Source organism: Chitinophaga varians, from assembly GCF_014529945.1.
GTDB lineage: Bacteria > Bacteroidota > Bacteroidia > Chitinophagales > Chitinophagaceae > Chitinophaga > Chitinophaga varians.
This window is the reverse complement of record NZ_JACVFB010000008.1, coordinates 389,116-415,405: the sequence shown is the minus strand read 5'-3', so window position 1 is coordinate 415,405 and position 26,290 is coordinate 389,116. Positions and strand designations below refer to the sequence as shown.

At 49.4% G+C, this 26,290-nt stretch carries 22 protein-coding genes; 12 read left to right on the top strand and 10 right to left on the bottom strand.

Features of this window, described 5'->3' with window-relative positions:
- Nucleotides 1–14: 14 nt before the first annotated feature.
- The gene (locus tag ICL55_RS32815; protein WP_188105833.1) at nt 15–1,229 is read right to left on the bottom strand and encodes a serine hydrolase; all 1,215 of its coding nucleotides are present in this window, start codon (nt 1,227–1,229) and stop codon (nt 15–17) included.
- Between the two features lie 216 nt (nt 1,230–1,445).
- Here ICL55_RS32815 and secDF point away from each other — a divergent pair, with 216 nt between their 5' ends.
- On the top strand, nt 1,446–4,631 hold the full coding sequence (secDF, locus tag ICL55_RS32810; RefSeq protein ID WP_188105831.1) for a protein translocase subunit SecDF: 3,186 nt from the start codon (nt 1,446–1,448) through the stop codon (nt 4,629–4,631).
- A 247-nt stretch (nt 4,632–4,878) separates the two neighbouring features.
- Here secDF and ICL55_RS32805 read toward each other — a convergent pair whose 3' ends face one another.
- From ICL55_RS32805 to nusB, 5 genes are all read right to left on the bottom strand, one after another.
- Complete coding sequence (locus ICL55_RS32805; RefSeq protein ID WP_188105829.1) at nt 4,879–5,178, bottom strand: HesB/IscA family protein; 300 nt, start codon at nt 5,176–5,178, stop codon at nt 4,879–4,881.
- A gap of 70 nt (nt 5,179–5,248) precedes the next feature.
- Nucleotides 5,249–5,842: a dephospho-CoA kinase gene (gene coaE / locus ICL55_RS32800; protein WP_188105826.1), complete on the bottom strand. Its 594-nt coding sequence runs from the start codon at nt 5,840–5,842 to the stop codon at nt 5,249–5,251.
- Between the two features lie 94 nt (nt 5,843–5,936).
- Nucleotides 5,937–6,284, bottom strand: a complete 348-nt coding sequence (yajC, locus tag ICL55_RS32795) for a preprotein translocase subunit YajC (RefSeq protein WP_246496790.1) — start codon at nt 6,282–6,284, stop codon at nt 5,937–5,939.
- Nucleotides 6,285–6,321: 37 nt separating this feature from the next.
- Nucleotides 6,322–6,771, bottom strand: coding sequence for a DUF1573 domain-containing protein (locus ICL55_RS32790; RefSeq protein WP_188105824.1), 450 nt, complete (start codon nt 6,769–6,771; stop codon nt 6,322–6,324).
- 37 nt (nt 6,772–6,808) lie between these two features.
- A complete protein-coding gene (gene nusB, locus ICL55_RS32785) occupies nt 6,809–7,705 on the bottom strand; it encodes a transcription antitermination factor NusB (RefSeq protein ID WP_246496788.1) in 897 nt (298 codons plus the stop codon).
- A 339-nt stretch (nt 7,706–8,044) separates the two neighbouring features.
- Here nusB and ICL55_RS32780 point away from each other — a divergent pair, with 339 nt between their 5' ends.
- The 6 genes from ICL55_RS32780 (at nt 8,045) to ICL55_RS32755 (ending at nt 15,631) form a co-directional block, all read left to right on the top strand.
- The gene (locus tag ICL55_RS32780; RefSeq protein ID WP_078667864.1) at nt 8,045–8,326 is read left to right on the top strand and encodes a co-chaperone GroES; all 282 of its coding nucleotides are present in this window, start codon (nt 8,045–8,047) and stop codon (nt 8,324–8,326) included.
- Between the two features lie 56 nt (nt 8,327–8,382).
- Entirely contained in the window at nt 8,383–10,020 is a 1,638-nt protein-coding gene (gene groL / locus ICL55_RS32775; RefSeq protein ID WP_188105819.1) for a chaperonin GroEL, read from the top strand.
- A gap of 125 nt (nt 10,021–10,145) precedes the next feature.
- Nucleotides 10,146–10,634 carry an FKBP-type peptidyl-prolyl cis-trans isomerase gene (locus ICL55_RS32770; protein ID WP_188105817.1) on the top strand — a complete coding sequence of 163 codons (489 nt, stop codon included), beginning with the start codon at nt 10,146–10,148 and terminating at the stop codon, nt 10,632–10,634.
- Nucleotides 10,635–10,669: 35 nt separating this feature from the next.
- Entirely contained in the window at nt 10,670–11,146 is a 477-nt protein-coding gene (locus tag ICL55_RS32765; RefSeq protein WP_188105816.1) for an FKBP-type peptidyl-prolyl cis-trans isomerase, read from the top strand.
- Between the two features lie 141 nt (nt 11,147–11,287).
- Complete coding sequence (locus ICL55_RS32760) at nt 11,288–12,715, top strand: L-serine ammonia-lyase (protein WP_188105814.1); 1,428 nt, start codon at nt 11,288–11,290, stop codon at nt 12,713–12,715.
- A 114-nt stretch (nt 12,716–12,829) separates the two neighbouring features.
- A complete protein-coding gene (locus tag ICL55_RS32755) occupies nt 12,830–15,631 on the top strand; it encodes a TolB-like translocation protein (protein WP_188105812.1) in 2,802 nt (933 codons plus the stop codon).
- Between the two features lie 171 nt (nt 15,632–15,802).
- On the opposite strand, the gene ICL55_RS32750 is transcribed toward ICL55_RS32755, so the two are convergent.
- The 3 genes from ICL55_RS32750 to ICL55_RS32740 all read right to left on the bottom strand — a co-directional run bounded on the left by ICL55_RS32750 (nt 15,803) and on the right by ICL55_RS32740 (nt 20,247).
- Entirely contained in the window at nt 15,803–16,288 is a 486-nt protein-coding gene (locus tag ICL55_RS32750) for a hypothetical protein (RefSeq protein ID WP_188105810.1), read from the bottom strand.
- 57 nt (nt 16,289–16,345) lie between these two features.
- Complete coding sequence (locus tag ICL55_RS32745; RefSeq protein ID WP_188105808.1) at nt 16,346–18,991, bottom strand: valine--tRNA ligase; 2,646 nt, start codon at nt 18,989–18,991, stop codon at nt 16,346–16,348.
- A 236-nt stretch (nt 18,992–19,227) separates the two neighbouring features.
- Nucleotides 19,228–20,247, bottom strand: coding sequence for a threonine aldolase family protein (locus ICL55_RS32740; RefSeq protein WP_188105799.1), 1,020 nt, complete (start codon nt 20,245–20,247; stop codon nt 19,228–19,230).
- Nucleotides 20,248–20,574: 327 nt separating this feature from the next.
- On the opposite strand from ICL55_RS32740, the gene ICL55_RS32735 reads away from it, so the two are divergent.
- The 5 genes from ICL55_RS32735 (at nt 20,575) to ICL55_RS32715 (ending at nt 24,810) form a co-directional block, all read left to right on the top strand.
- Complete coding sequence (locus ICL55_RS32735; protein ID WP_012793808.1) at nt 20,575–21,432, top strand: sigma-70 family RNA polymerase sigma factor; 858 nt, start codon at nt 20,575–20,577, stop codon at nt 21,430–21,432.
- A gap of 162 nt (nt 21,433–21,594) precedes the next feature.
- A complete protein-coding gene (locus ICL55_RS32730; protein ID WP_188105797.1) occupies nt 21,595–22,479 on the top strand; it encodes a DUF4249 domain-containing protein in 885 nt (294 codons plus the stop codon).
- Nucleotides 22,480–22,499: 20 nt separating this feature from the next.
- Nucleotides 22,500–23,447 (top strand): thioredoxin-disulfide reductase, encoded by a 948-nt coding sequence (gene trxB / locus ICL55_RS32725; protein WP_188105794.1) that lies wholly within the window; start codon nt 22,500–22,502, stop codon nt 23,445–23,447.
- A gap of 161 nt (nt 23,448–23,608) precedes the next feature.
- Nucleotides 23,609–23,959 carry a dihydroneopterin aldolase gene (gene folB, locus ICL55_RS32720; RefSeq protein ID WP_188105792.1) on the top strand — a complete coding sequence of 117 codons (351 nt, stop codon included), beginning with the start codon at nt 23,609–23,611 and terminating at the stop codon, nt 23,957–23,959.
- Between the two features lie 95 nt (nt 23,960–24,054).
- The gene (locus tag ICL55_RS32715) at nt 24,055–24,810 is read left to right on the top strand and encodes a tetratricopeptide repeat protein (protein WP_188105790.1); all 756 of its coding nucleotides are present in this window, start codon (nt 24,055–24,057) and stop codon (nt 24,808–24,810) included.
- Nucleotides 24,811–24,899: 89 nt separating this feature from the next.
- Here the strand turns inward: ICL55_RS32715 and ICL55_RS32710 are convergent, their stop codons facing one another.
- Nucleotides 24,900–26,231 (bottom strand): MATE family efflux transporter, encoded by a 1,332-nt coding sequence (locus ICL55_RS32710; protein ID WP_188105787.1) that lies wholly within the window; start codon nt 26,229–26,231, stop codon nt 24,900–24,902.
- Nucleotides 26,232–26,290: the final 59 nt, after the last annotated feature.

The following is a 26,290-nucleotide window of genomic DNA, read 5'->3' as shown; positions in this document are numbered from 1 at the left end:
TTTTAGTATGGTGTTTATAAAATTTGCGTTCCCCGATGTACCCTGAAGCGGTCCAGGTTTGGTTGATACATTTTTCTTCGTTGTAATTCCTCTTCATATATCAGTTCTCCCAGCGCTTTCAGAAATGGTTTCCCGGTTGTTTCAAAAGCTTCCCGGTCTTCACCCAGCGGACCATGTGTATTTACCAGCAGACTGGCAGAGAGCAGAAACTCTACATGATTGGCATAGTCCACGATATAAGCCGTATCCGTCAAAAATCCATAAGCCCATCCCGGTTTGTTGAAAATCCTGATATGGTCTGGTATGTGGCTTGCTTTCTGACCGCCCAAAAGCAGGAACTTCACATATGCCGGATGGTATTGTCCCGTATCATACACCGGATCTGTTGATTCCTCCGGGTATTGGGACATACAACGATACAAAAAATTGTAGTCATTTTCCGTTAAACGGAACCGAAGTGGATTTGTTACAGTTTCCGGAAAAAATAACTGCCGCATCATGTGGTGGAGTTCGTTGAGCGGTAACCGGTTCCGGTAGGAGAAGTCCATCGGGCCGTTTTCCAGCCTGCCCCGGTGGTTGATATGCTGTTGGCCGGCCAGGTCCTGCCGGAGGCCAAACAGAAGGTTGCTGCGCTGGTCTGGCTGATCGTACAGCAGTTGCCGGCCGGCCCGGAAATACACGCTATTGGTATGCATGTTGGCGGCAGTATGTAACGGCAGTCCTACCCGGTGCCGGATTTCGGTGCCGGTATATCCCAGTGACCACAAACGCCGGTTCAGCGGCTCCTGTCCGAGGAACTCATACAGCCGGTTGTAGGCGTCATTATCACTGACCAGAAAAATTTTTTTGATATAATGCGAGATGGATGGTAGCTTGCCAGCCGCTGAATAGTCATGCAGCACGCCCGGGTTGATTCCAGGCAACGGCCGGGTAAACATCGCCGTTTGCCGGTCCAGCCCCGGAATCTGCAGGTCATTCAGCTTCTCCAGCGCCAGGATGGCGGTGGGGAGCTTTACGGTGGACGCCGGATAACAGTACCAGCCCCGCCCTGTACCAAAGTGAAAATCGGTAAATTGCGGCCTGTGCTGCGCATCCCGGTCTATCCGGGTGTAAATTAGCTGCAGCCGGTGAGCTGCTGCATCCCTGAACACCTTAGCCACAGCGGCTTTTCGACTTTTAAGCAAAGCCTCAGGGAAATTATCTGTTGCCGGATAATGGTGGGTTTGCATATATTTGTCGGTATTACATGAGTGTAAAGCAAAGAAATATTCCTAAAAACAGGAAAAAACCAGAATCGCGGATTTAGAAAAGTGGATGTCACCAAGCCCGTAAAGTCAATCACATATTGATTTTGCGCCTCTTTTAACAAGGGCTTTAATATATCAATTTAAATTCTATCTTTGCAACTCTTAAAATTTTTTTATTATAAACCCGAAACAAACAACATGCAACTAAAAGGACTGGTAAGATTTTTTGCCATCGCACTGATCCTTATCTCTTTGTATCAACTGTCCTTCACGTTTTTGGTGCGGAACTATGAGAAGAAGATAGAGCGGCAGGCCGAGACCGATGTAGCCAAACAATTCCCTACACCTGAACAGAAATATCCGGGTAGCAAAGAACTGCAGGCCTTCTATTCTGACACGCTGAAAGGATTCACCAAACAAAGAAGACAAGAGATCGTGGACAGCACCAGCAATAAACAGATTGCAGGGTTTCCATGGTACGTTACCTACACCAAGGCTAAAGAAAAAGAACTGAATCTGGGCCTCGACCTGGTAGGTGGTATGAACGTGGTACTGGAAGTAAGCGTGGAAGACGTTATCCGCGCCCTCGCCGGTCAATCCAAGGATCCTGCATTTAACAAAGCGCTGGAACTGGCTGAACAACGCAAAAATACCAACCAGGCTGATTTTGTTACTTTGTTCGGGCAAACATACGCTGAAGTAGCTCCTCAGGGCCGTCTGGCTACCATCTTCGCCAACGCCTACCAGAAGGATATCAACTTCAACTCCTCTAACCAGCAGGTGCTGGACATGATCCGTAAGGAATCTCATGCTGCCATCAAAAACACCTATATCGTACTGCAAAAACGTATCGATAAATTCGGTGTGGCCCAACCCAATATCAGCCTCGATGAAAATAAAGGCCTGATCTCTGTGGAACTGGCTGGCGTGGACAATGCTGAACGTGTACGCAAATACCTGCAGGCTACCGCCAACCTGGAATTCCGTGAGGTGTACAAAAACAGCCCTGAATTCTTCCAGAACGTGCTGAACCCGATGAACGAAGCCATCAGGAATGCACAAAGCGGTAATGCTGCCAAACCGGCAACTCCTGCTACCACCGACTCCACCAATGCTACTGCCGCTGCTGATACCAAAGCTACTCCAGCTGATTCCGCCAAGGAAGGTAAACTGAGCGACTACCTGGCTAAAAAAGATACCGGAAAAGGCGTTAAAGATTCTGCTAAAGCCTCTCAGGAACAACTGTTCGCTGAACAACGCAAACAAAATCCGCTGTTCGCGATCATGATCCCGATGCTCGACCCGCAGTCTGGCACCCTGATCCCCAGCTCTTCTATCGGCCGTATCCTGCCTAAGGACACTGCCATTTTCCGCCAATACCTGCGTATTCCGGCTGTTCAGGCTATCCTGCCTAAAGACGCGGTATTCGCTTTCGGCCCGGAAAACAAGGAAGACAAACACGGCCCGCTGGCCATCTACGCGCTGAAAGTAAATCCTGCTAACCCTGCACCCCGTGTAGGCGGCGAAAGGATCGTTGACGCCCGTCAGGACGTTGGTCCGGACAACCAGCCGGAAATCAGCATGACTATGGACAACGTAGGTGCTCACGAGTGGAAAAAACTGACCGGTGAACTGGCCCCTGCCAACCCGAAAGATCCTTCCACCCTGAACTTCGTTGCCATCGTTCTCGATAACATCGTTTACTCTGCACCTTCCATCCAGGGCGAAATCGCCGGTGGTCGTTCTTCTATCAGCGGTAGCTTTACCATGGAAGAAGCCAATGACCTGGCCAATATCCTGAAGTCCGGTAAAATGCCTGCACCTGCACGCATCGTACAGGAACAGATCGTAGGACCTACCCTCGGCGCCGAATCTATCGCTGCCGGTGCTAAATCCTTCATGATCTCCTTCGTGATCATCTTCGTACTGATGCTGGTGTATTATAACAGCGCCGGCTGGGTTGCCAACATCGCACTGGTACTCAACCTGCTGTTCACCTTCGGTATCCTCGCCTCCCTCGGAGCTACCCTCACCATGGCGGGCATCGCCGGTCTGGTACTGACCATCGGTATGGCCGTGGACACCAACGTAATTATCTTTGAAAGGATCAAGGACGAACTGACGCACGGCAAGAGCTATCCGGACGCGATCTCCCTCGGTTACAAACGCTCTTATGCACCTGTACTCGACGGTCACGTTACCTCCCTGCTCACAGCGTTCATCCTGTTCTACTTCGGTCTGGGCCCGGTTCTCGGCTTTGCTACCACCCAGATCATCGGTCTGCTCCTGTCCCTGTTCTGCGGTATCCTCGTATCCCGTATGATCACCGACTGGTGGACTAACAAGAAAAGACACTTCGAGTATTTCACGCCGATCTCTCAGAAAATCTTCAAACACGCTGCCTTCGACTTCGTAGGCAAACGTAAATACGCTTACATCATCTCTGCTATCGTGGCAGTAGGTGGTATCACTTCCTTCTTCCATGGTTTCGACCACGGTATCGACTTCTCCGGTGGTCGTAGCTTCACGGTTCGCTTTGAAAAACCAATGAACAGACAGCAAGTGGCTGACGTGCTGAAGAAAGAATTTGATGGTGAAGTATTCGTAAAAACTATCGGTAACACCAACCAGCTGAGCATCACTACTGCTTATAAAATTGAGCAGCAGAGCCTGGCGGTTGATCAGGAAGTGATCACCAAACTGTATCATGGCCTGAAACCATACTACGAAGCGAGCGTTACACAGGACGTGTTCAATACCCGTTATGTGGTGGGCTCTCAGACGGTATCGCCTACTATCTCCGACGACTTGCGCGCCGGTGCGGTAAAAGCTACCATACTGTCTATCCTTGTGATCTTCGTGTACATCCTGATCCGATTCAGCAAATGGCAGTACTCTATCGGCACTATCTTCTCCCTGCTGCACGACGTGTTGCTGACACTGGCTGTGTTCTCCTGGTGTAAAGACATCGTTCCTTTCACCCTGGAAATCGACCAGCACTTCATCGCGGCGATCCTCACCGTTATCGGCTTCTCCATGAACGATACCGTGATCGTGTTCGACCGTATCCGTGAGTACTTCAAAACCGGTGTACACGGCAGAGACAGAGATACCGTGATCAACAAAGCGATCAACGATACCCTGAGCCGTACCATTATGACGTCCCTCACCGTATTCCTGACCATCCTGGTACTGTTCATCTTCGGTGGTGAAGTAACCCGCGGTTTCGCCTTTGCCATGCTGATCGGCGTTATCACCGGTACCTACTCTTCCATCTTCGTGGCTGCACCGGTACTGGTTGACTTCGACAAGAAAAACCAGCTGTCCAACGAAAGCGACGCTGTTGCCATTACTGAAAAGAAAGCAACACCCGCTACCAAATAAGTAAGTGATAGCTGAAAAATATGTTTGACAAAAAAGCCTGCTATGTTACATAGCAGGCTTTTTTATGTAGTAAGTTATAAGCTATAATAAACAGATCAGAAGCACATCAACAAGTTTGATCAGCATGCTGCGGCATAAAAACTACTGAAGAACATGGGCCATTTTTGATCAGCATGCTGCCGCATAAACACGCCTGAATCACATCGTAGCCCAGGGCTTCAGCCCTGGGAACCCGTGAGGAGCCGCATTATTCCGGTTTGCGGAATACGAACCCCCTGGCATCTTCCTGCTCCTGGTAATCCACTTCCAGCCCTACGAGGTACATGCCATGTGCTTTCTTAATGATCACCGGGATACCGGCAATATCGAACAAATCATCATCTTCCCCGAGGGCATCAAATCCCAGCATATAACCCATGCCGGAACATCCCCCGCCTTTTACGCCAATGCGCAGGTAAGGCGCTTCCACGTTGCCCTGCAGCAGTTGTTTTACGACGGCAGCGGCATTGTCGGTGAGTTGCAGGGGAGCGGTAAAGGTGGTAGCCATGGCTTCTTATTTTTTCCCAAAGGTAGGGAAAAGCCACAGGAGTAGGGGAGCTGCTATACACCAGGTAACCTCAGGTGGCGGCCAGCTGCAGCAGTTGTTCATGAAGGGCCAGCACCTGTGGGATCACCAGTTGCTGTTCATCGTTCTGGATAACGTAATCGCACAAACGCATTTTGATCTTTTCATCGATTTGTTTGTGCATACGGGCCAGCACTTCTTCCCGGGTAGTGTTGTCGCGTTTCATCACCCGCAGGATACGCAGGGGTTGTGGGGCGTATACGCCGATGATTTTGTCGAGGTAGTGGAACGACTCGGATTCAAACAGCAGCGCGGCTTCTTTCAGCACATAGGGCGCTTGTTGCTGGCTGGCCCAGAGGTTGGAGTCACGGATAGTGGCAGGATGTACCAGGGAGTTGAGTAACGCCAGTTTATCTTTATCGTTGAACACGATGTTGCCAAGATATTTGCGGTTCAGCATACCACTGGCGTCATAGGTTTCCGGGCCAAAGTGCTGGCGTACGGCCGCAGCCAGTTCCTGGTCCCTGACCAGGATATCTTTGGCGCGATCGTCCGCGTAGTACACGGGGATGCCCAGTAGTTCAAATATTTTGCTGACGGTGCTTTTACCGGAACCGATACCACCGGTGATGCCTACCTTTAACATAAAGTCCAGATGAATGAGTCAATACGGAAAACTACGATAAAAAAAATCCCGGACATGATGGCCGGGATTTTTTTTATCATAGTTTGTTGATAGCTTATTTGGTTTCGGCCGGTTTCTGCTGTTGAGCGGAGGTGTACTCCATGCTGATGGCAGAGCGTTCGATCGTAAAGCTGGTACCAGGACTAACTTCCACTACCAGGGTGTTATTGTCGTTTATTTTTTTCACTTTACCGTGGATGCCGGCAATGGTCACGATTTTATCACCTTCTCTCAAATTGTCAATGAATTGTTTCTGTTGTTTGGCTTTTTTGGTTTGAGGACGGATCATAAAAAGCCACATGATCAGGATCATACCGCCAAAAAACAGGATAGAAATCATTGGGCTACCGCCTTGCGCACCGCCTTGTGACGGCCCCATCAGTAAAATGTTCATGATGTTCATCGATAAATTGATTTAAATAGTTTGCCTAATACAGCGCTTATTTTGTAATGATATTACACTGGATTTTAGGGCCTACCTGATAACCACCGTCCCGGTTGGTTTTGATGGATATCTCTTTCTCGGTATAGCCAGATTTCCCATGACTGTCGAATATAACCTTCATAAAGCCGGATTCTCCCGGTTTGATGGGCTGTTTGGGCCATTCAGGCACCGTGCAGCCACAGCTGGAGATGGCGTCTTCAATTACCAGCGGGCTGGTGCCGGTGTTGGTAAATTTAAAGGAATATTCCACCTTTTCTCCCTGGGTGATATCCCCAAAGTTATGCACCTTTTCTTCAAAAGTAAGATCTGATGCTTTGCCGGCTTCAGCCGTATTGCCGGAAGCAGCGGTTTGACCAGCGGCAGCGGTCTTGTCTTTTGCCGGTTGGTTATTACAGGCAGCCATTAAGAGGGTGCCACAGGTAAGGAAACAGAGCAGTGTTTTCATAATGGTGTTGTTTTGGCCTAAAAATACTGCATTCCACTTACTTTTTCGGACGGTCCTGTTTTTGCACCAGCGACTCTTTTTCAAGGTCTTTCAGGATGTTATCGAGGATACCGTTGATGAACTGACCGCTTTGTGGCGTGCTGTACGCCTTGGCCAGATCGATGTATTCGTTGATGGTCACTTTGGTCGGGATGGTCGGGAAATAGAGGAATTCACAAACGCCCATTTCCATCAGCAGCATGTCTACCGCCGCGATACGCTCCGGGTCCCAGTTTTGCAACTTAGGTTTGATCAGCTCCAGGCAATATTCCTTTTTGTCGATCACCGTCAGCAGCAGTTCCCGCGCATAGTCCAGTTTTTCCTTGCTGATCAGTTGCAGAAAGTTGAACAGGTGCGGCTTGTTGAAATAGTTGCCCAGCAGGATGGCCATCATCTCCTCATCGTCGCTCCAGTGCAGGAAGGTGTCTTCCATATGTTGGATAAACAGCTCGTTTTTGGCCAGTATTTCCTTATAGATATATTCCAGTATTTCCTTTTCACCGGCTTTGGTGCGGCTTTCGTCCGCGATGTAAGCCTTATAGGTGTCGGTGGCTACCAGTATATTATAAAGCTTTCTGATCAGGTCAGTGTCTGTCAGCTGACGCATTTTCCACTGTTCCAGATTTACCTGAAAGCCCCGGTCGTTCGTTATCTGATAAATGAATTCATTACCTGCGATTTTTGTATTCACCTGCAGGTCCTCGGCAGAGGGTAAGTGTTTGGAAGCACGGGTCTGAGCATCAGTTTCCGCGTATTGTGCCACCTGTACCACTGAATAAAGTAAGTAGGTAAAGATCTGGCAGGTCTGGTCCAGCTTCTCGTTCAGAAGCTTTGTAGCCGTGCCCGGCTTAATATTGCTTTGCTCCATCGTTTCCAGGGCATAAAGTGTCTGCATTACTTTAACCCGGATATTTCTTCTACTGATCATCGTATAAAAAAGAACTGGTATAAGGGCGCAAAACTAGACAAAAATTTGGATATTTGATCATTTGGACATTTGATCATTGAGTCGGGAAGGAACCTGTGTTATGAAAACAAATAATAAAATATCAAAATATCTAAATTCGAAAATGATCCACCTGTCATTTTTTCCTGCTGGCTGTCATAATTTGTCAGTAACGAAAGCCTGTATTACATTTGCAATCTGCAATTTTGACCATAAAAACGCCTTGGCATAATTCTCGTGGCAAGGTGCATTCACAATTCAAACTACTTTCTTTAAATAAAAACTACTATGGCTAAGAAATTAAGTATTAAACCATTAGCTGACAGGATCATCGTAAAACCTGCAGCCGCTGAAGAGAAAACCGCAGGTGGTATCATCATCCCTGATACTGCAAAAGAAAAACCCGTAAAAGGAACCGTGGTAGCCGCCGGTCCTGGTAAAAAAGACGAGCCGGTGACTGTAAAAGTAGGTGACACTGTATTGTATGGCAAATACTCTGGTCAGGAACTGCCGATCGATGGCGAAGATTACCTGATCATGAGAGAATCTGATATCCTGGCTATCGTTTAATAACAGCCGGTTTGTGTTATTGTAAAAACTAATCTTTTAAATATCCTTAGAGCATTATGGCAAAACAATTATTCTTCAATATAGAAGCTCGCAACAGAATGAAAAAGGGTGTTGATACCCTGGCTGATGCAGTAAAAGTAACCCTCGGTCCTAAAGGCCGTAACGTAGTGATCGAAAAGAAATTCGGCGCTCCCGGCGTAACTAAAGACGGTGTTACCGTTGCGAAAGAAATTGAACTGGAAGACGCTATCGAAAATATGGGCGCTCAGATGGTGAAGGAAGTTGCTTCCAAAACCGCTGACCTGGCTGGTGACGGTACTACCACTGCTACCGTACTGGCACAGGCTATCATTGGCGAAGGCCTGAAAAACGTGGCTGCCGGTGCTAACCCAATGGACCTGAAACGTGGTATCGACAAAGCTGTAAAAGCAATCGTTGAAAACCTGAAAAAACAGTCCGAAAAAGTTGGTAACGACAACAAAAAAATCGAACAGGTTGCTTCTATCTCCGCTAACAATGACTCCGAAATCGGTAAACTGATCGCGGAAGCCATGAAGAAAGTAACCAAAGACGGTGTGATCACTGTAGAAGAAGCTAAAGGCACCGACACTACTGTAGAAGTAGTAGAAGGTATGCAGTTCGACCGTGGTTACCTGTCTCCTTACTTCATCACCAACAGCGAAAAAATGCAGGCTGAACTGCAGAACCCTTACATCCTGATCTACGACAAAAAGATCAGCACCATGAAGGATATCCTGCACATCCTGGAAAAAGTAGCTCAACAAGGCGCTCCGCTGGTGATCATCTCCGAAGATCTGGAAGGTGAAGCACTGGCCACCCTCGTGGTAAACAAACTGCGTGGTACCCTGAAAGTAGCTGCTGTAAAAGCTCCTGGCTTCGGTGACAGAAGAAAAGACATGCTGCAGGACATCGCTACCCTCACCGGTGGTATCGTTATCAGCGAAGAACAAGGTTACAAACTGGAAAATGCTGACCTCACTTACCTGGGTAAAGCTGAATCCGTAACCATCGATAAAGACAATACTACCGTTGTGGGTGGTAAAGGTCAGAAAAAAGACATTCAGGCCCGCATCGGTCAGATCAAAGCACAGATCGAAGTAACTACTTCCGACTACGACCGCGAAAAACTGCAGGAACGCCTCGCTAAACTGAGCGGTGGTGTGGCTGTACTGTACGTAGGTGCTGCTACCGAAGTGGAAATGAAAGAGAAAAAAGACCGCGTAGATGACGCCCTGCACGCTACCCGCGCTGCTGTGGAAGAAGGCATCGTTCCGGGCGGTGGTGTGGCTTATATCCGCGCTATCGAATCTCTCGAAAAACTGAAAGGTGACAACAACGACGAACAAACCGGTATCGCTATCATCAAACGCGCTATCGAAGAGCCGCTGCGTCAAATCACCGCTAACGCTGGTATCGAAGGTTCCATCGTTGTTCAGAAAGTGAAAGAAGGCAAAGGTGACTTCGGTTTCAACGCCCGCACAGAAGTATATGAAAAAATGCTGGCTGCCGGTGTTATCGACCCAACTAAAGTGAGCCGTATCGCACTCGAAAACGCTGCTTCCATCGCTGGTATGCTGCTGACCACTGAATGCGTAATCGCTGACAAACCAGAACCTAAATCCGCTGCTCCTGCTATGCCAGGTGGTGGACACGGTATGGGCATGGACTACTAATCAGTCTTATTACCATAAAAAGAAACTCCCGCAGTCCTTTCTGCGGGAGTTTTTTTTATCTTGTAACTTTACCGCTGGTATTGCGTTACACAGATACCCCTGGTAATTAAATTAATGAACACTGAATGAAGTTATTGCTAAAAATAGCCCTGGCCTGTCTGCCGGTATTGTCGCTGCTCTCCTGCACCAAAACATCGCCGGAAGCCGCGCCGCAGATGAGCATGGACGCCGAAACAGATACCCGTATTCAAAAATATCTCTTTGCCCATAATGAAGTCGCCCTGCGCGACCAATCCGGACTATACTACCGGATCTATAATCAGGGCGATAGTGTACATTTCGTAAAGCCTACCTCTATTGTTTATGTTAACTATACCAATCAACTCATGGACGGTACCATCATCGACGCGTCTTTCGATGTGACCAACTTCAATAACCGCGTACTTAAAAATCATATCCCCGGCTGGCAGATAGGGCTGGGCAAAATTTCCAAAGGCGGCAGAATACGGATGTACATCCCGCCATATCTCGCCTTCGGCACCATCGGCGTACCAGATATCGTTCCACCCAATGCCATCATCATCTCTGATGTGGAACTGGTGGACATCAGATAGCTTTTGTGTAACTATAAAATCCAAATATCAACGGAATGAAGAAAGTTTTTTTACTGGGAGGGTTAGGTCTGGCATTACTGGCGGCCTGCTCCAAAAAAGACAATGGGCCAACCTACGACGCTGTGGCACAATATGATGCGGACAGCGCTACTATTGTCAATTACCTGAAAACCAATAATATCACCGCTTCCCACGATCCTCGCAGCATTTTCTGGCAGATCATCGACAGCGGTGACGTGGCTAACAAACCTACCGCTACCAGCAACGTGACCGTAAAATATGCCGGTACGTTCCTGGATGGAAAATCTTTCGACAGCAACGACAACATCAGCTTTGATCTGGACCGCGTTATCAGCGGCTGGACCGTTGGTATTCCGAAAATAGGCAAAGCAGGACGCATTAAGCTATTCCTGCCTTCTATCTACGCCTACGGCCCCGATGGCAGACCGGGCATCCCCTCCAACGCGGTCCTGCTGTTCGATGTAACACTGAAAGATTTCCAAAAAAAATAAATATCCCGGGCTGACCCCAACAGGTCAGCCCTCTTTATGTCGCCGCCCCACTCACTTTCAAACATAAATCGTTAAATAACAAAATCCGTAAATAGCTGAATATGTAAAATGGCCTATTTTTACAGGTAAATCAATAATGTAGTGGCACACGAATGTATTTCAGTATTTGACATTTTTAAGATTGGCATTGGTCCGTCCAGCTCCCATACTTTAGGCCCCTGGAGGGCCGCCCAGCGCTTCCTGCATGAACTGGATGCCGCCGGTAAACTGTCTTCGGTAACCGGTTTGCAGGTGCTGCTCTATGGCTCCCTCGCCAAAACCGGCCACGGCCACGGCACAGACATCGCCGTCCTGTTGGGCCTCTGTGGTGATGACCCCGTTACTTTCGACGTTAATAAGATCAACAGCAAAATAGATGACCTGCGCCGCACCCGTAAAATGATGCTGGCCGGTAAGTATGAAATTGATTTTGATCCGGTGGAAGACATTGAATTCCTCTTCGAAGAATCCCTGCCATTCCATCCCAATGCCCTCGTATTCCTCGTCACCTTCGCCGATGGCGATAAACGCGCAGCTACCTATTATTCCATTGGCGGCGGTTTTGTGGTGCAGGAAGGCGAAATAGGCGGCGGTACTACTTCGGTCGACCTGCCTTTCCCCATCGATACGGCCCGGCAACTGCTGCAGTTTTGCATTAAAACCGGTTTCAGTATTTCTGAACTGGTCATGGAAAACGAACTGGCCTGGAGGCCGGAAGCCGAAACCCGCGCCGGCGTTCTCAACATCTGGCGTGTGATGCAGGAATGCACCTACCGCGGCTGTCACACTACCGGTGAACTGCCCGGAGGCCTCAAAGTGGCCCGCCGTGCTTCCGCGCTGAATAAAAAACTCCTGAAAGGACGCACCTATACCGACTATAACTCCTGGATAGAAGCTATCCGTGCCGGAGGCGCTCATTTCACCTATACGCTCGACTGGGTAAGCTGTTTCGCCCTCGCTGTCAATGAAGAAAACGCTTCCTTTGGCCGCGTAGTCACTGCCCCCACTAACGGTGCGGCAGGGGTAATACCGGCGGTGCTACAGTATTACATCGCCTTCTGCGACGGCCTGCACGACGATAAGATCATGCAGTTTCTCCTCACTGCCTCCGAAATAGGCAGCATCTTCAAAAAACGTTCTACCATCTCCGCTGCCATGGGCGGATGCCAGGCGGAAATAGGCGTGTCTTCTGCCATGGCCGCTGCGGCACTGACAGAATGCCTCGGCGGGTCGCAACGCCAGGTACTGATGGCTGCTGAAATAGCCATGGAACACCACCTCGGCCTCACCTGCGATCCTATCGGCGGACTGGTACAGATACCCTGCATTGAAAGAAACACCATGGGCGCTATCAAAGCCATCACGGCTTCCCAGCTGGCGCTTCAAAGTAATCCTGAACTGGCCAAGGTATCCCTCGATGCAGTGGTGAAAACTATGTGGGACACCGCTTTGGACATGAATTCCAAATACAAGGAAACGTCCGATGGCGGCCTCGCTGTCAACATCCCGATCAGTCTCAGCGAATGCTAACATAAAGTACGGAAACAGCGGTACAGGGCACATGATTTTAAATATGTTTATATTAAGAAAGAAACATATTTTCGTTTTGCGCTCAGTACCGCAATTCGTAATCCGTATTTTTTTATGCGTCACTACCTCTGGCTCCTGTTTTTGTCAACTTCCGCTGCCGCCCAACAATTCGGGGGCAACCCTCCTTCCCTGAAATGGCAACAGATCAATACTGACACGGTCCGCGTTATTTTCCCAAAGGGGATGGCGCAGCAAGGAGAACGTGTAGCCAATATCGTTACCTGGCTGAATAAAAATACCCGCAACTCTATCGGGCCGCTGGAAAGAAAAGTGGATATCGTATTGCAAAATCAGACGATGCAGTCGAACGGATATGTGCAGCTGGGGCCTTTCCGCTCTGAATTCTACCTTGCACCGTCTCCCTCGTCGCAGGACCTGGGCTCCCTTAACTGGACAGAACAACTGGCACTCCACGAATACCGTCACGTGCTGCAAAACATGAACTTCCGCCAGGGCGTGTCAAAAGTATTCTCCTGGCTCGGAGGACAACTCGGGCAGGCTGCCGCCACGAATATCGCGGTACCCAACTGGTTCTGGGAAGGAGATGCGGTCATTAATGAAACTGCTTTCAGTCAGCAGGGGAGAGGCCGGCTACCGGCTTTCTTTGACGGCTTCCGCGCACTATCGCTCGAAGACAAGCGCTACAGCTATATGAAGATACGCAACGGCTCCTACCGCGATTTCGTTCCGGACCACTATCCGCTGGGCTACCTGTTATCAACGTATGGCCGTGATCATTATGGCAACGACTTCTGGAAGGGCGTTACCAGCGATGCGGTCCGTTACCGCGGCGTCTTTTATCCCTTTTCCCAAAGCCTGAAAAAACGTACCGGTAAAAATATCACCGCTTTCTATAACGCCATGTTGGCAGAATACCAGCCACAGTGGAACCACTATGCGGCGCGTCCGGACACTACGCCGGCAGTGCCGGTCACCGCTGCCAGCCGTACGGTGACCAACTATAAATATGTATATGCTGCCGGTCGTGGTGAATGGATCGTGCTGAAAGACGCCTACAATAAAGTACCGGGTATCTACCGCCTGAGCGCTAACGGAGCAGAGCAACTGCTGGTAAGGCCCGGCATTGTATATAATGATTTCTTCAGTTACCGCAACCAACGCATTGTATGGGCCGCTGCCCGCTTCGATGCCCGCTGGGGCTGGAAAAATTTTTCCGTTATCCGGGTGCATGACAACACCAACGGCAGTACGAAAACAGTGTCCCCCCGCGGCAAGTTCTTCTCTCCGGATATCAGCGCCGATGGTCAAAAGGTGGTGGCTGCATCCATCACACCGGATATGCACTATAGCCTCCAGCTGATCAGTACCGCCACCGGTACGGTGGAAAAAGTGCTGCCTAACCCGGACAACTGGTACTATACCTTCCCCCGGTTTACGGCAGATGATAAAGCCGTGATCAGCGCGGTGCGCAACGAGCGGGGCGAGATGGCGCTCATACAACAGTCGCTGCAAACAGGCGAAACCACACCGCTTACGCCTTTCAGCTTCGTGGTACTGGGCATACCCGCTGTACAGGGAGATACGGTCTACTTCACTGCCTCCACCCGTGATGTAAATAACGTATACGCGCTCACGTTATCTGACCGAAAAACGTATGAAATCACGGACAGAGGTAATAGCGCCTTGCACATGGCTGCCTCGCCGCAACAGGACAGCCTGGTGTTCAGCGAGTTTACCACCGCCGGTTACCGCCTGTACCGTGCGCCGCTGAAAACAACCTGGAAAGAAAGTCCCGTGGCTGCGTTTCAGCACAGTAAATGGTTACAGCCTGCTGCGAAAGAAGGGGCCAATATACTGGACATCGTGCCGCATGATTCCCTCCCGGTAAGGAAATACGCGCTCTTTACACGCCCGTTCAACTTCCATAGCTGGGTGCCTTCTTTTAATGAACCCAACTATAGCATCTCGTTGCTGGGTGAAAACGTCCTGAATACCACCAATACTTCTTTGGGATACACCTATAACAGAAATGAAGGGTACTCTGATGTTGGTGCCAGCTTCACTTTCGGCGGATGGTTCCCCTATCTCAGCACCGGGGTGGATTATGTATTTAACCGCAATACGGTGGTGCCTAACCTCGGCCGCATTTACTGGAATGAGCTGACCTGGCATGCAGGATTGTCGGTGCCGGTGAACCTGTCGTCAGGACTATACAGCCGTAGCCTGGTCATCGGCGGGGACTACAATATCCTTCACCGTTATCCGCAGGGAAATTTCAAATTCAGAAATGATAACCTGCAATACCTGAGCAGCCGGTTGATATTCAGCAATATGCGGATCAAAGCCAAACAGAATATCTATAGCCATTTTGGCCAGTATATCGCGCTGTATTACAATCACTCGATGGGTAATCCGTTCGCTGAGCAGCTCTATGGCCGTATAGACCAGTATCTTCCCGGGTTCTCCCAAAATCACAACATTGTATTACAGGCCGCCTACCGGCAGCGCGACCAGGACTTCAACTATACTTTTACGGATAATTTCGTGTATGCGAGAGGGTATAATACGCCTTTCTACGACCGGATATATAAGCTGGGAGCTAATTACCACCTGCCGCTGGCGTACCCCGACTGGGGCTTTGCGCAGATCCTTTATTTCAGCCGTGTCCGGGGTAATCTGTTCTATGACTATAGTGTGGCGCGCGATTTTATCAACAAACGGGACAACCGCTATACTTCAGCCGGGGGAGAACTTTTCCTGGATACCCGCATCGGCAATACATTGCCGTTTACCTGTGGCGTGCGGTTCAGCCACCTGTTTGATAAAGATCCGGTAGACAATGCACAGAACAGAGTGGATTTTATTCTCCCGTTGCAACAGCTGTTTAACTATTGATTTTGGGATTTTTTGATTTACGAATGTTGGAATTTCGGGGATCAAATAAGCGAATTCATAAAATAAAAAAGACCGAAGCGATTAAATATCACTTCGGTCTTCTCTTTTATTCGCTATGAGCTTCAGCTTAATTCCGAAATTCCAACATCTGTAAATCCCAAAATCCCCCAATTATTTAACGGTTATGCGTAAGGACGGCGCCCGGTAAAGCTTATCAGGCACATATTCAATCAGAATATCATCGAAGTACAACACATCTCCCTGTTGCAAACTCTCTTTCAGGCGTGAGCTCCAGAGAGCCGGGAGGCGGGAAGTCTTAAAATTATCTCCGGTGTAGTCTTTATAAATGGCTGCCTGGCCGGTGGTGTCGTTGAGGTAAGGCTGATGTTGTTCGTATGTGAAGGCGAAAGAAATCACCGGGTAGAGGTGATTTTTCTCGTCGCGCACTACCAGCGCGGAGTCCAGCAGTCTCACCACCTGGCTTTTCGGCAGGGTGTCACTGAGGAAGAGGCCCCAGCTGCTGCGGAGCTTCGCCGGCCGTTTGTTACTTACCGGAGCGCCTTTGGTAGCAGGAACGGGCTTTTTGCCGGATTGGGCAAAAGTGTTCACGTTGATCATCAACAGCAGGAAAATGAATGCGGACAGGTGTTTCAGCATGATAGTGACGGGATAAAAAAATCGCCCGGTATACTAACGACCGGGCGATGGCTAAAATTATAAAGATTTCAAACTTTCCGTTATAATCTGAATTTTTGCTTCGGTATCCGCTTTTTTGCGTCTTTCCGCTTCTACCACTTCCGGTTTGGCATTCTGTACGAAACGTTCATTGGCCAGTTTGTTTTCCACTGACTTCAGGAAGCCCTGTTGATACTCGAGATCTTTGAGCAGGGATTCTTTCTGCGCAGTAGTGTCCAGTACTGTTTCGGTACCGAGGTAGAATTTATCTTTCTGTACCACGAGGGTGATACAGCCGGGAACTGCTTCCTGTACATAATGTACCGCTTTGGCGTTAACCTGTTTGGCGATGGTGTCTTCAATTTGTTTGAAGGCATTCTCGTGTTTGGTTTCGATATGCAGTACGATTGGATCTTTCGGTTTGATCTGGTTTTTAACACGGGCGTCGCGGATGCCGGTGATCACTTCCTGTGCCAGTACGCCTTCCAGCAGGGTGGCGTGTACCGGTGCAGCAGGTGCGGTGAATTGTTTTATCATCAGCACATCAGCTTCCTCGCGTGTTTGCAGCTGTTGGTAAATTTCTTCTGTGATGAATGGCATATACGGGTGCAGCAGTTGCATCAGCTGTTCGAAGAAAGACACGGTTTGGGCGTATACCGCAGCGGAGATCGGTTGTTCAAAACCTGGTTTAACCCATTCGAGGTACCAGCTGCAGAAATCGTCCCAGATAAGGCTGTATATGGCTTTCAGGCCTTCGCTGAGGCGGAAGTCGGCATGCAGGGAGGCTACCTGTGCCTGTACTTCGTTCAGTCGGCTCTGGAACCACCTGATCGGGAAGAGGCTGGAAGCGTCCACGTCATCAGTTGCCTGACGGGATTCCCACATTTTCACCAGTTTCAGCGCGTTCCAGATTTTATTGTTGAAGTTACGGCCCTGATCACAGCTGGAAGTATCAAACAGCAGGTCGTTACCGGCCGGGGAGCTGATCATGACGCCAAAACGTACGGCGTCAGCGCCGTAGCTGTGAATGAGCTCCAGCAGGTCAGGTGAGTTGCCCAGCTGTTTGCTCATCTTGCGGCCTTCCTTGTCTCTTACCATGCCGGTGAAGTACACATCGCTGAAAGGCTTTTGCCCGTTGAATTCCAGGCCGGCCATGATCATGCGGGCTACCCAGAAGAAAATGATATCCTGACCGGTTACCAGTACGGAACCAGGGTAGTAGTATTTGTAATCTGCGTTGTCAGGGCTGGAAATACCATTGAATACTTCCATGGGCCAGAGCCAGGAAGAGAACCAGGTGTCCAGGCAGTCTTCGTCCTGTTTCAGGTCTGCCGCGGAGAGCGTGATGCCTTTCTGTGCAAACTGTGCTACCGCTTCTTCGGCGGTGGCGGCTACTTCGAAGGTGCCGTCAGCAGCGTACCAGGCAGGGATCTGCTGTCCCCACCACAGTTGGCGGGAGATACACCAGTCCTTCACGTTTTCCATCCAGTATTTGTAAGTCGCCAGGAAACGGTCGCCGGGATGTATCCTTACATCGCCGTCTACCACTGCGTCCAGCGCTGGTTTGGCGATATCCGCCATTTTTACGAACCATTGGGTGGAGATGCGTGGCTCTACTACGGTGGTGGGGTTACGCTGACTGTAGCCCAGGCGGGTAGTATAAGCTTCTTCTTTCACCAGCTGGCCGGCTTCTGCGAGGGCCGCTACTGTTTTCTTACGGGCCACGAAACGGTCTTCGCCCACAAACACGATGGCAGCAGCGCTCAGGGTGCCGTCTTCGTTGAGGGTGTCGATGATCTCGAGGTTATGTTTCAGACCAAGGTTATAGTCGTTGATATCGTGTGCAGGCGTCACTTTCAGGGCGCCGGTACCGAAGGCTTTGTCTACATAGGTATCAAAGATGATGGGCACGGGACGGTTTACCAGCGGAACGATGGCAAAATGTCCTTTCAGGTGGGCATATCTTTCATCTTCCGGATTGACGCAGATGGCGGTATCGCCCATGATGGTCTCCGGACGCTGTGTGGCGATGGTAATGAATTCGCCGGTAGGCTTGCCTTCCGCGTCGGTGATAGCATATTTTACGTGATACAGGAAACCCTGGATGTCTTTGTATTCTACTTCCTCATCGCTCAAAGCTGTTTTAGCTTTGGGGTCCCAGTTGATCATACGCGCACCGCGATAGATCAGGCCTTTGTTGTACAGTTCCACGAATACTTTGATGACCGCTTTATAATAGTGGTCGTCCATAGTAAAGGTCACCCTGTCCCAGTCGCAGGAGCAGCCGAGCTTTTTGATCTGTTGGTAGATGATACCACCATATTTATCCTTCCATTCAAAGGCGTGTTTAAGGAATTCCTCACGGGACAGCTGGGATTTTTCGATTCCTTTCTCCCGTTTCAGCATGTCTACCACTTTGGCTTCCGTGGCGATAGAGGCATGGTCGGAACCCGGTACCCAGCAGGCGTTGAAACCGCTCATACGGGCGCGGCGCACCAGTATGTCCTGGACAGTTTCATTGAGGGTATGGCCAAGATGCAAGACCCCGGTGACATTAGGCGGGGGGATCACTACAGTAAAGGGCTGGCGGCTATCCGGCGTAGAGCGGAAATAACCTTTGTCCATCCAGTGTTGGTACCATTTGTCTTCAACCGTTGCAGGCAGGTAATTTTTCGAGAGTTCCATGCTATTCATAATATAAGTCTGCAAAAATAACGGAGATTGACCAGAGAAGGAAATAATGAGGCAGAATATTAGGCCGGAACGTTGGCCGCAGGAAGAAGAGGGAAGGCCCGTGTGCCCGGGTTTCCCTGTGACCGGCTGCGTATGGGCCGCACCCGACGGTTTTTGTGCAAAAAAAAAGTGCATCGTGGGATGCACCTTTTGTGGGAGATAAGTGTCTTTATATATAGACGGTACCGTTACATGGTGTCAGCAATCACCTGACAGGTTTTTGCCACCATGTCAGGGGTGATGTCCAGGTGGACCACCATTCTTACCTGTGTAGGGGAGATGGCCAACGTAAGGATACCTTCTTTGCGGAAGTGATCAGTCAGTTTTTGAGGTGTCCATTCACCGCCGGTTACTTCGAAGATGAGGATATTGGTCTCCACCGGCAGCATATGGCCGATGAACGTTTTTTCCAGCAGGGCGGCCGCTATTTGTTTGGCGTGCTGATGGTCTTCTTCGAGGCGCTGGATATTGTTCTCCATGGCGTAGATGCCGGTAGCGGCCATATAGCCGGCCTGTCGCAGGCCACCGCCCAGTCTTTTGCGTACGCGGCGGGCCTCCCGGATAAAGGCTTTGCTGCCGAGGAGTACGGAGCCCATAGGGCAGCCCATTCCTTTGTTGAGGCATACGGAGATACTGTCGAATGTCTGTCCGTAGGCCCTGGGATCCTGTCCGGTGGCCACGATGGCGTTAAAAAGGCGGGCGCCGTCGATATGCAGGGCCAGTTTATGCTGGTTGCACACCTGCCGGATGCGAAGCACCTCTTCCCAATCGTAGCAGCATCCGCCGCCGCGGTTGGACGTGTTTTCGAGGCAAACCAGGCTGGTGCGGGCTTTGTGTACGTCGTCGGGGTTAATGGCAGCTTCCACCTGTGCAGCGGTGATCATGCCGCGGTCGCCATCAATGGCTTGTACCTGTGCGCCGGATGTGGCAGCGATGCCGCCTCCCTCATAAATATACACATGGGCGAGGCTGCTGCAAACCACTTCATCCCCCGGCAACGTATGTACTTTGATGGCGATCTGATTGCTCATGGTGCCGGAAGGGCAGTAAAGGGCTGCCTCTTTGCCAAAATAGTCTGCCATCATGGCTTCCAGTTTATTGACGCTGGCGTCTTCACCGAAAACGTCGTCTCCTGTTTCTGCCTGTAACATGGCCTGTAACATGCCGGGGCTGGGGCGTGTAAAAGTATCGCTGCGAAAGTCTATCATATGATTGAATAATTTGCAAGGACTTTGACAATAAATTAGTTAAGATGCTAATTTAATAATGATTATTTATCAATTGTTAAAATTTGCATAAAGCGTGTGGCAACAAGGACTAAAGCACTATAAAATATCGTTATAAAACTGTACTTTGTTATAGCGAAGTGGAAAAAAAGAAGGATTTGGTAGAGTGACGGGTTAGCACGATCTTTGCAGGCTAATTAAAACAAACGAATAAGGTGTGGGAAATTTTGTAAGTTAATTAAATTCAAAATTCAAACAAAATATTTCTTTCGCTGTTATTCTTATTTATAAACCAATACAATTTTTCATATGAGGCAACTTAAAATTGCCACCCAGATCACCAATCGTGATTCGCAGGCGGTAGAAAAGTACCTGCAGGAAATCTCGAAGATCCCTTTGTTAACACCTGAGGAGGAGACCGTTTTGGCGCAGCGCATTAAAATGGGCGATCAGAAGGCTCTTGAAAGATTGACTACAGGAAACTTGCGTTTCGTGGTTTCCGTTGCCAAGCAGTATCAGCACCAGGGGCTTAGCCTCAGCGACCTTATCAATGAAGGTAATTTAGGCCTGATCAAAGCTGCGCAGCGTTTCGATGAAACAAAAGGTTTCAAATTCATCTCTTATGCAGTTTGGTGGATCCGCCAGTCCATCCTGCAGGCGTTGGCTGAACAAGGTCGTCTTGTTCGTCTGCCGCAAAACAAAATTGGCACCTATAATAAAGCGAACAAAGCTTACATGGCATTTGAGCAGGAAAACGAGCGTGAACCGTCTACCGAGGAACTCGCAGAAATCCTGGAAATGTCTGAATCGGAAATTAACAACATTTTCCAAAGCAACACCCGCCATATGTCACTGGACGCACCAGTACATGAAGCTGAAGACGTAGCTATGGGAGACCTGCTGGAAGGTGGAGACATTACCGACGATGACGTGATGAGAGATTCCCTCCGCGAGGAAATACGCCGGGTATTAAAATCCCTGAGCCCCCGCGAAGCGGAAATTGTGAATGCCTATTTCGGTCTGGATGGTGAAAACGGCGCAACAATCGAACAAATCGGACAGAAGTACGATCTGACCAAGGAAAGAATCAGGCAAATCAAGGAACGCGCTATCAAAAGGCTCCAGAAAGCACGCTATAGCGGCGCCCTGAAATCCTACCTGGGATAATAGCTTAGATTTTCAGATTTTCAGATTTTCGATTTAAATAACTAAATCAAAAAATCCCAAAATCAGAAATCAGTATATAACCCTCTTAATCTATAAAAACACCGGCCTTGTAAATACATGGCCGGTGTTTTTATATTGTGAACACCGCTTATTTTTGCAACTATGCGCAACCTCCTGATGACATTAGTGGCTGCAGTTATATTGCTCTCCGCCTGCGAGAAAGATATTAGCGTCAACTTACAACAGCAGGAGCAATCGCTGGTGGTGGAAGGTAAATTTGAAACCAACCGGTACCCGCAGGTAGTGCTCACCCGCAGCCTTGACTATTTTTCCAGGATAGATGCCGCGGCATTACTGGCCTCCTTTGTACATAAGGCCGTGGTGACCGTCTCCGACAGTGTCCGCACCATGACACTGGAGGAGAAAATCGTGGAAATACCAGGCCTGGGCCCCGTTTTCGCCTACGTGCCCGATACCACCAAAACAACCACCGTTTTCAAAGGAAAACCAGGTGGCCGGTATACCTTAAAGATTACTGCTGACAATAAGTCATATGAGGCAGTGACAACTATACCCCTGCCCGATTTCCATCTGGACACCATCTGGTGGCGACGGACAAGACAGGGCGACGATACGTTAAAAGCCCGCCTGTGGGCCAGAATCACGGATGCTGCTGCACCGGGCAACTACGCCAGGTACTTCACCCGGACTAACAGCGGGCCCTTTCTGGCAGGGTTGAACTCTACCCTGGATGACCAGGTGGTGAACGGCACAACATTTGAAATTCCTGTGGACGCCGGCGTGGATAAAAGCAAACGTCCAGACCCGGAAACAAACGGCTTCTTTAACAGAGGCGACACGGTGACGCTTAAATTCTGCAACGTCGATAAAGCCACCTACACCTTCTGGAGGGCACTCGATTTTGCGTATAACAGCACCGGCAACCCGTTCGCATCTCCCACTAAAATTATCGGGAATGTGCCCGGCGCCATCGGCTACTGGGGCGGCTACGCAGTCACCTATAAAACAGTTATTATCAGGAAATAATTATATAGAGCAATCAAAGTATGGAAAACAAGCAACAAGAACATGTGCATCTGTTGATCATCGGGTCCGGCCCCGCCGGCTACACCGCTGCAATTTATGCCTCAAGAGCCAACCTTAAACCAGTATTGTACCAGGGTATCCAACCCGGTGGCCAGCTCACCATCACTACTGAAGTTGAAAACTATCCCGGCTATCCCGAAGGTATCCAGGGCCCGGAAATGATGGTGGACTTCGAAAAACAAGCTACCCGCATGGGCGCTGATATCCGCTACGGTCTGGCCACATCGGTGGACTTCAGTAAACAACCATATAAAGTAACCATCGACGAAGAGAAAGAAATCACTGCCGACGCTATCATCATCGCAACAGGCGCCTCCGCCAAATGGCTGGGACTCCCGTCCGAACAGCGGCTCAACGGCTCCGGCGTTTCTGCCTGCGCAGTATGCGACGGTTTCTTCTTCCGCGGTAAAGAGGTAGCCATCGTAGGCGCAGGTGACACTGCTGCTGAAGAAGCACTCTACCTCTCCAAAATGTGCTCCACCGTACATATGCTGGTACGTAAGCACGAAATGCGCGCCTCTAAAGTAATGCAGGACCGCGTCCTCAAAACTTCCAATATCATCGTATACTGGAACACCGAAACGGATGAAGTACTCGGCGAAAATAAAGTGGAAGCAGTAAGAGTACGTAACAACCAAACTGGCGAGAAAAAAGACGTTCCGGTGAGCGCTTTCTTCGTGGCTATCGGCCACCAGCCTAACTCCGCTATCTTTAAAGACTATCTGCAACTGGACGAACAGGATTATATCGTGACCGTTCCGGGCAGCAGCCGTACCAGCATAGAAGGGGTATTCGCCTGCGGCGACGTACAGGACAAAATCTACCGTCAGGCTGTAACAGCAGCCGGTAGCGGTTGTATGGCCGCCCTCGATGCTGAAAGATACCTGTCGGCTAAAGAACACCAATAATCAATTACGAATTGCGAATGACGAATGACGAATGAACAGTAATTGGTGATCCGTAATTCGTGATTGAACCTAATCATAACACCATGACGAATGACGGATGACGAATTGCACCTCAATTCGTCATTCGTCATTCGTCATTCGTAACTCGTAATTGTCATCCAATGCTTACTATCGCGCTCGAACAAGCTGCTTTCCATGCCTATCATGGTTTTTACCCGGAAGAAACCGTCATTGGCAACGACTTTCTCCTCGATATAGCTGTTCGTATACCTGGCTCCGTTGCCATCGACGAACTCACTGACACGGTCAACTATCAGGGGATCTATGAAATAGCGAAAGAAATCATGGCCCAACCCAAACCGCTACTGGAAGAAGTCGTATACGCCCTCTCTGATACGCTGAAGGAACGTTATCCCGCTATCCAACACAGCACTGTTACCCTCCGGAAACTAAACCCACCAATGGGCGCCAGCATCCGTAACTCACTGGTATCACTGGAAAAGGAATACTAAAATACACGCCTGCCCGCGCTAATTATTTGTAATTTTCCGTAGATTTATAGCAACAAGTAAATCAAGCATTTCTTATCCTGTTAAAAACCAGTCCTATGATGAAACGGATTTTGACAATTTCATTTTTGCTCTGCACTGTATTATTTGCCAAAGCCCAATCTGTAGACGAAATGGTGGAACAGGCCAAGCAGCTGGAATTACAGATGAAAGAAGAAGCTGCGCTGGACAAGGACAAGGAAATTTTAAAAATACAACCCGGCGAAATACACGCACTGAATCAGGCCAGCCAGATGTGCTCCCGTATCGGCAACCGCCAGAAAGATAAAAGCGCTAAAACTAACTACTTTAATCAGGCGAAAAGTTATGCGCAGTCAGCCCTGAAAGTTGACCCTAACAACGCCGACGCCAATCTGGCCATGGCAGTGGCGATGGGACGTATGGCCCTCATCTCCGGCGCCAAAGAAAAAGTAGCCGCCTCCAAAGATGTGAAGAAATATGCCGAACTGGCCATTAAATTCAATCCTAACCTCGCACAGGCATACCATGTGTTAGGCAAATGGAATTACGAAGTGGCCAATCTCAATGTATTCGAAAGAGGCGCTGCCAAAATGCTCTTCGGTGGCCTGCCGGACGGCTCGCTTAAAAACGCGATCGCCAACTACGAAAAATGCCGGCAGCTGGACCCCGCTTTTCTGCTCAACTATTACGAACTGGCCCGTGCCTACAAGGCAGATGATCAGCAGGAGAAAGCCATTGAAGTGCTGAAAAAAGCCCTGACACTGCGCAGCATCTATCAGGATGACGCCAGCATCAAGGCTGACTGCAAAAAAATGCTCGATGATCTTCAATAAAGAAATTACCCGGAGAACGCTCTGTTAGCGCATTCTCCAGGTAACCTTTCCATAAGCGGGTCCTCCATTCGTAATTTGTAATTCGTAATTCAAATCACTTTTCCTTTCCATTTACCACTTTTCAGATACCAGGCGCTAAGCCCGAATATCAATATCCAGTAGATGAAATCCGCGCCCCAGGCCAGATGCAGCGGGCTACGCATCCTCTCTATCACAATATCACAATAGATCAGATAACCCACTACCGCGGTACATTCGGTGAAAAGGTTCATGCGGGTATTGCCGGTACCGGTAACGCCGCTGAGCACTACCGCTGCCACAGCCATCAGCAACGTGCTGAGGGTAATGATCCGGATGGAAGGGATCGCCGCTGTAATCAGCGAAGCGTCGTTAGTATAGATATGCAGCAGGGTGAAAGGGAAGAGGTTCACCAGTATGCATACCACGGTAGCGCAGCCCAGGCTGATAGCAGCGATGGTCTTGATGATTTTAAATACCAGGTGCTCTTTACCCTGCCCAATGATATTGCTCACCATCGTATTACAGGTGGCCGCCAGGGCCCAGGTGAAAATGCCGAAGAAACCGAAAATACTACGCAGCATATTGGAAATGGCCAGCGGTCTTTCTCCCAGGTGCTCAATGAAAATAAAAAAGACAAACCAGCTGCCGATGCTGAAAAGAAACTGCACAATCAGCGGGGCTGACACATTAAGGATATTCCGGATGATGTCCCAATTGGGCCGTAAATAGGTGAACAGGCTATAGCGGATATGGTATCTTTTCAGAAAGATAATACTGAAAGCCACTGAACAACCGGTCACTTCTGCGATAATAGAAGCTACCGCCGCCCCATTCAGCCCCATGGCCGGTAACCCCAGCTTTCCGAAAATCAGCGTATAGTCAAAGAAGATATTGATGGTTTCCTGACACAGTGAAGTAACCGCCAGTACGCGGGAATTGCCGCTACCGATGTAAAAGGCATTGGCCATGCTCAGCATCATAAGGAAGGGCAGCCCCCAGATACGGATACGAATGAACGAAACCGCTGCGGAAAGGATCTCCTGGTTGTGCAGTGTTTTGGAGAAAAAATATGGCGCTACCGCCAGTGTGATCAAAATGGCCGCCAGCGAAAAGAAAGTACCAACTTCCAGCCCATTGGCAAAAAGCTGACCGATACTGCTGTATTGCTGCTGTCCTGCCCGGCGGGCGATCAGCACCTGCAGGCCGTTGTTGAGCCCATAGGCGATCATGTACATCACGAGGTAATAGATGCCGGCAATACCATTGGCCGCCAACTCCAGCTCGCCCAGCCGGCCGAGAAAAGCGGTGTTGGTCATATGGTTAAACTGAGGGATGATCAGTGCCAGGCATATAGGGGCGGCGATTTTTATGATCTGCCGGTTGTTAACTTCGAGTTGCATCGTGAAATGGGTCTGATATTCATCAAAAAACAAAGATATAGCCTCACCAATTCACTAAA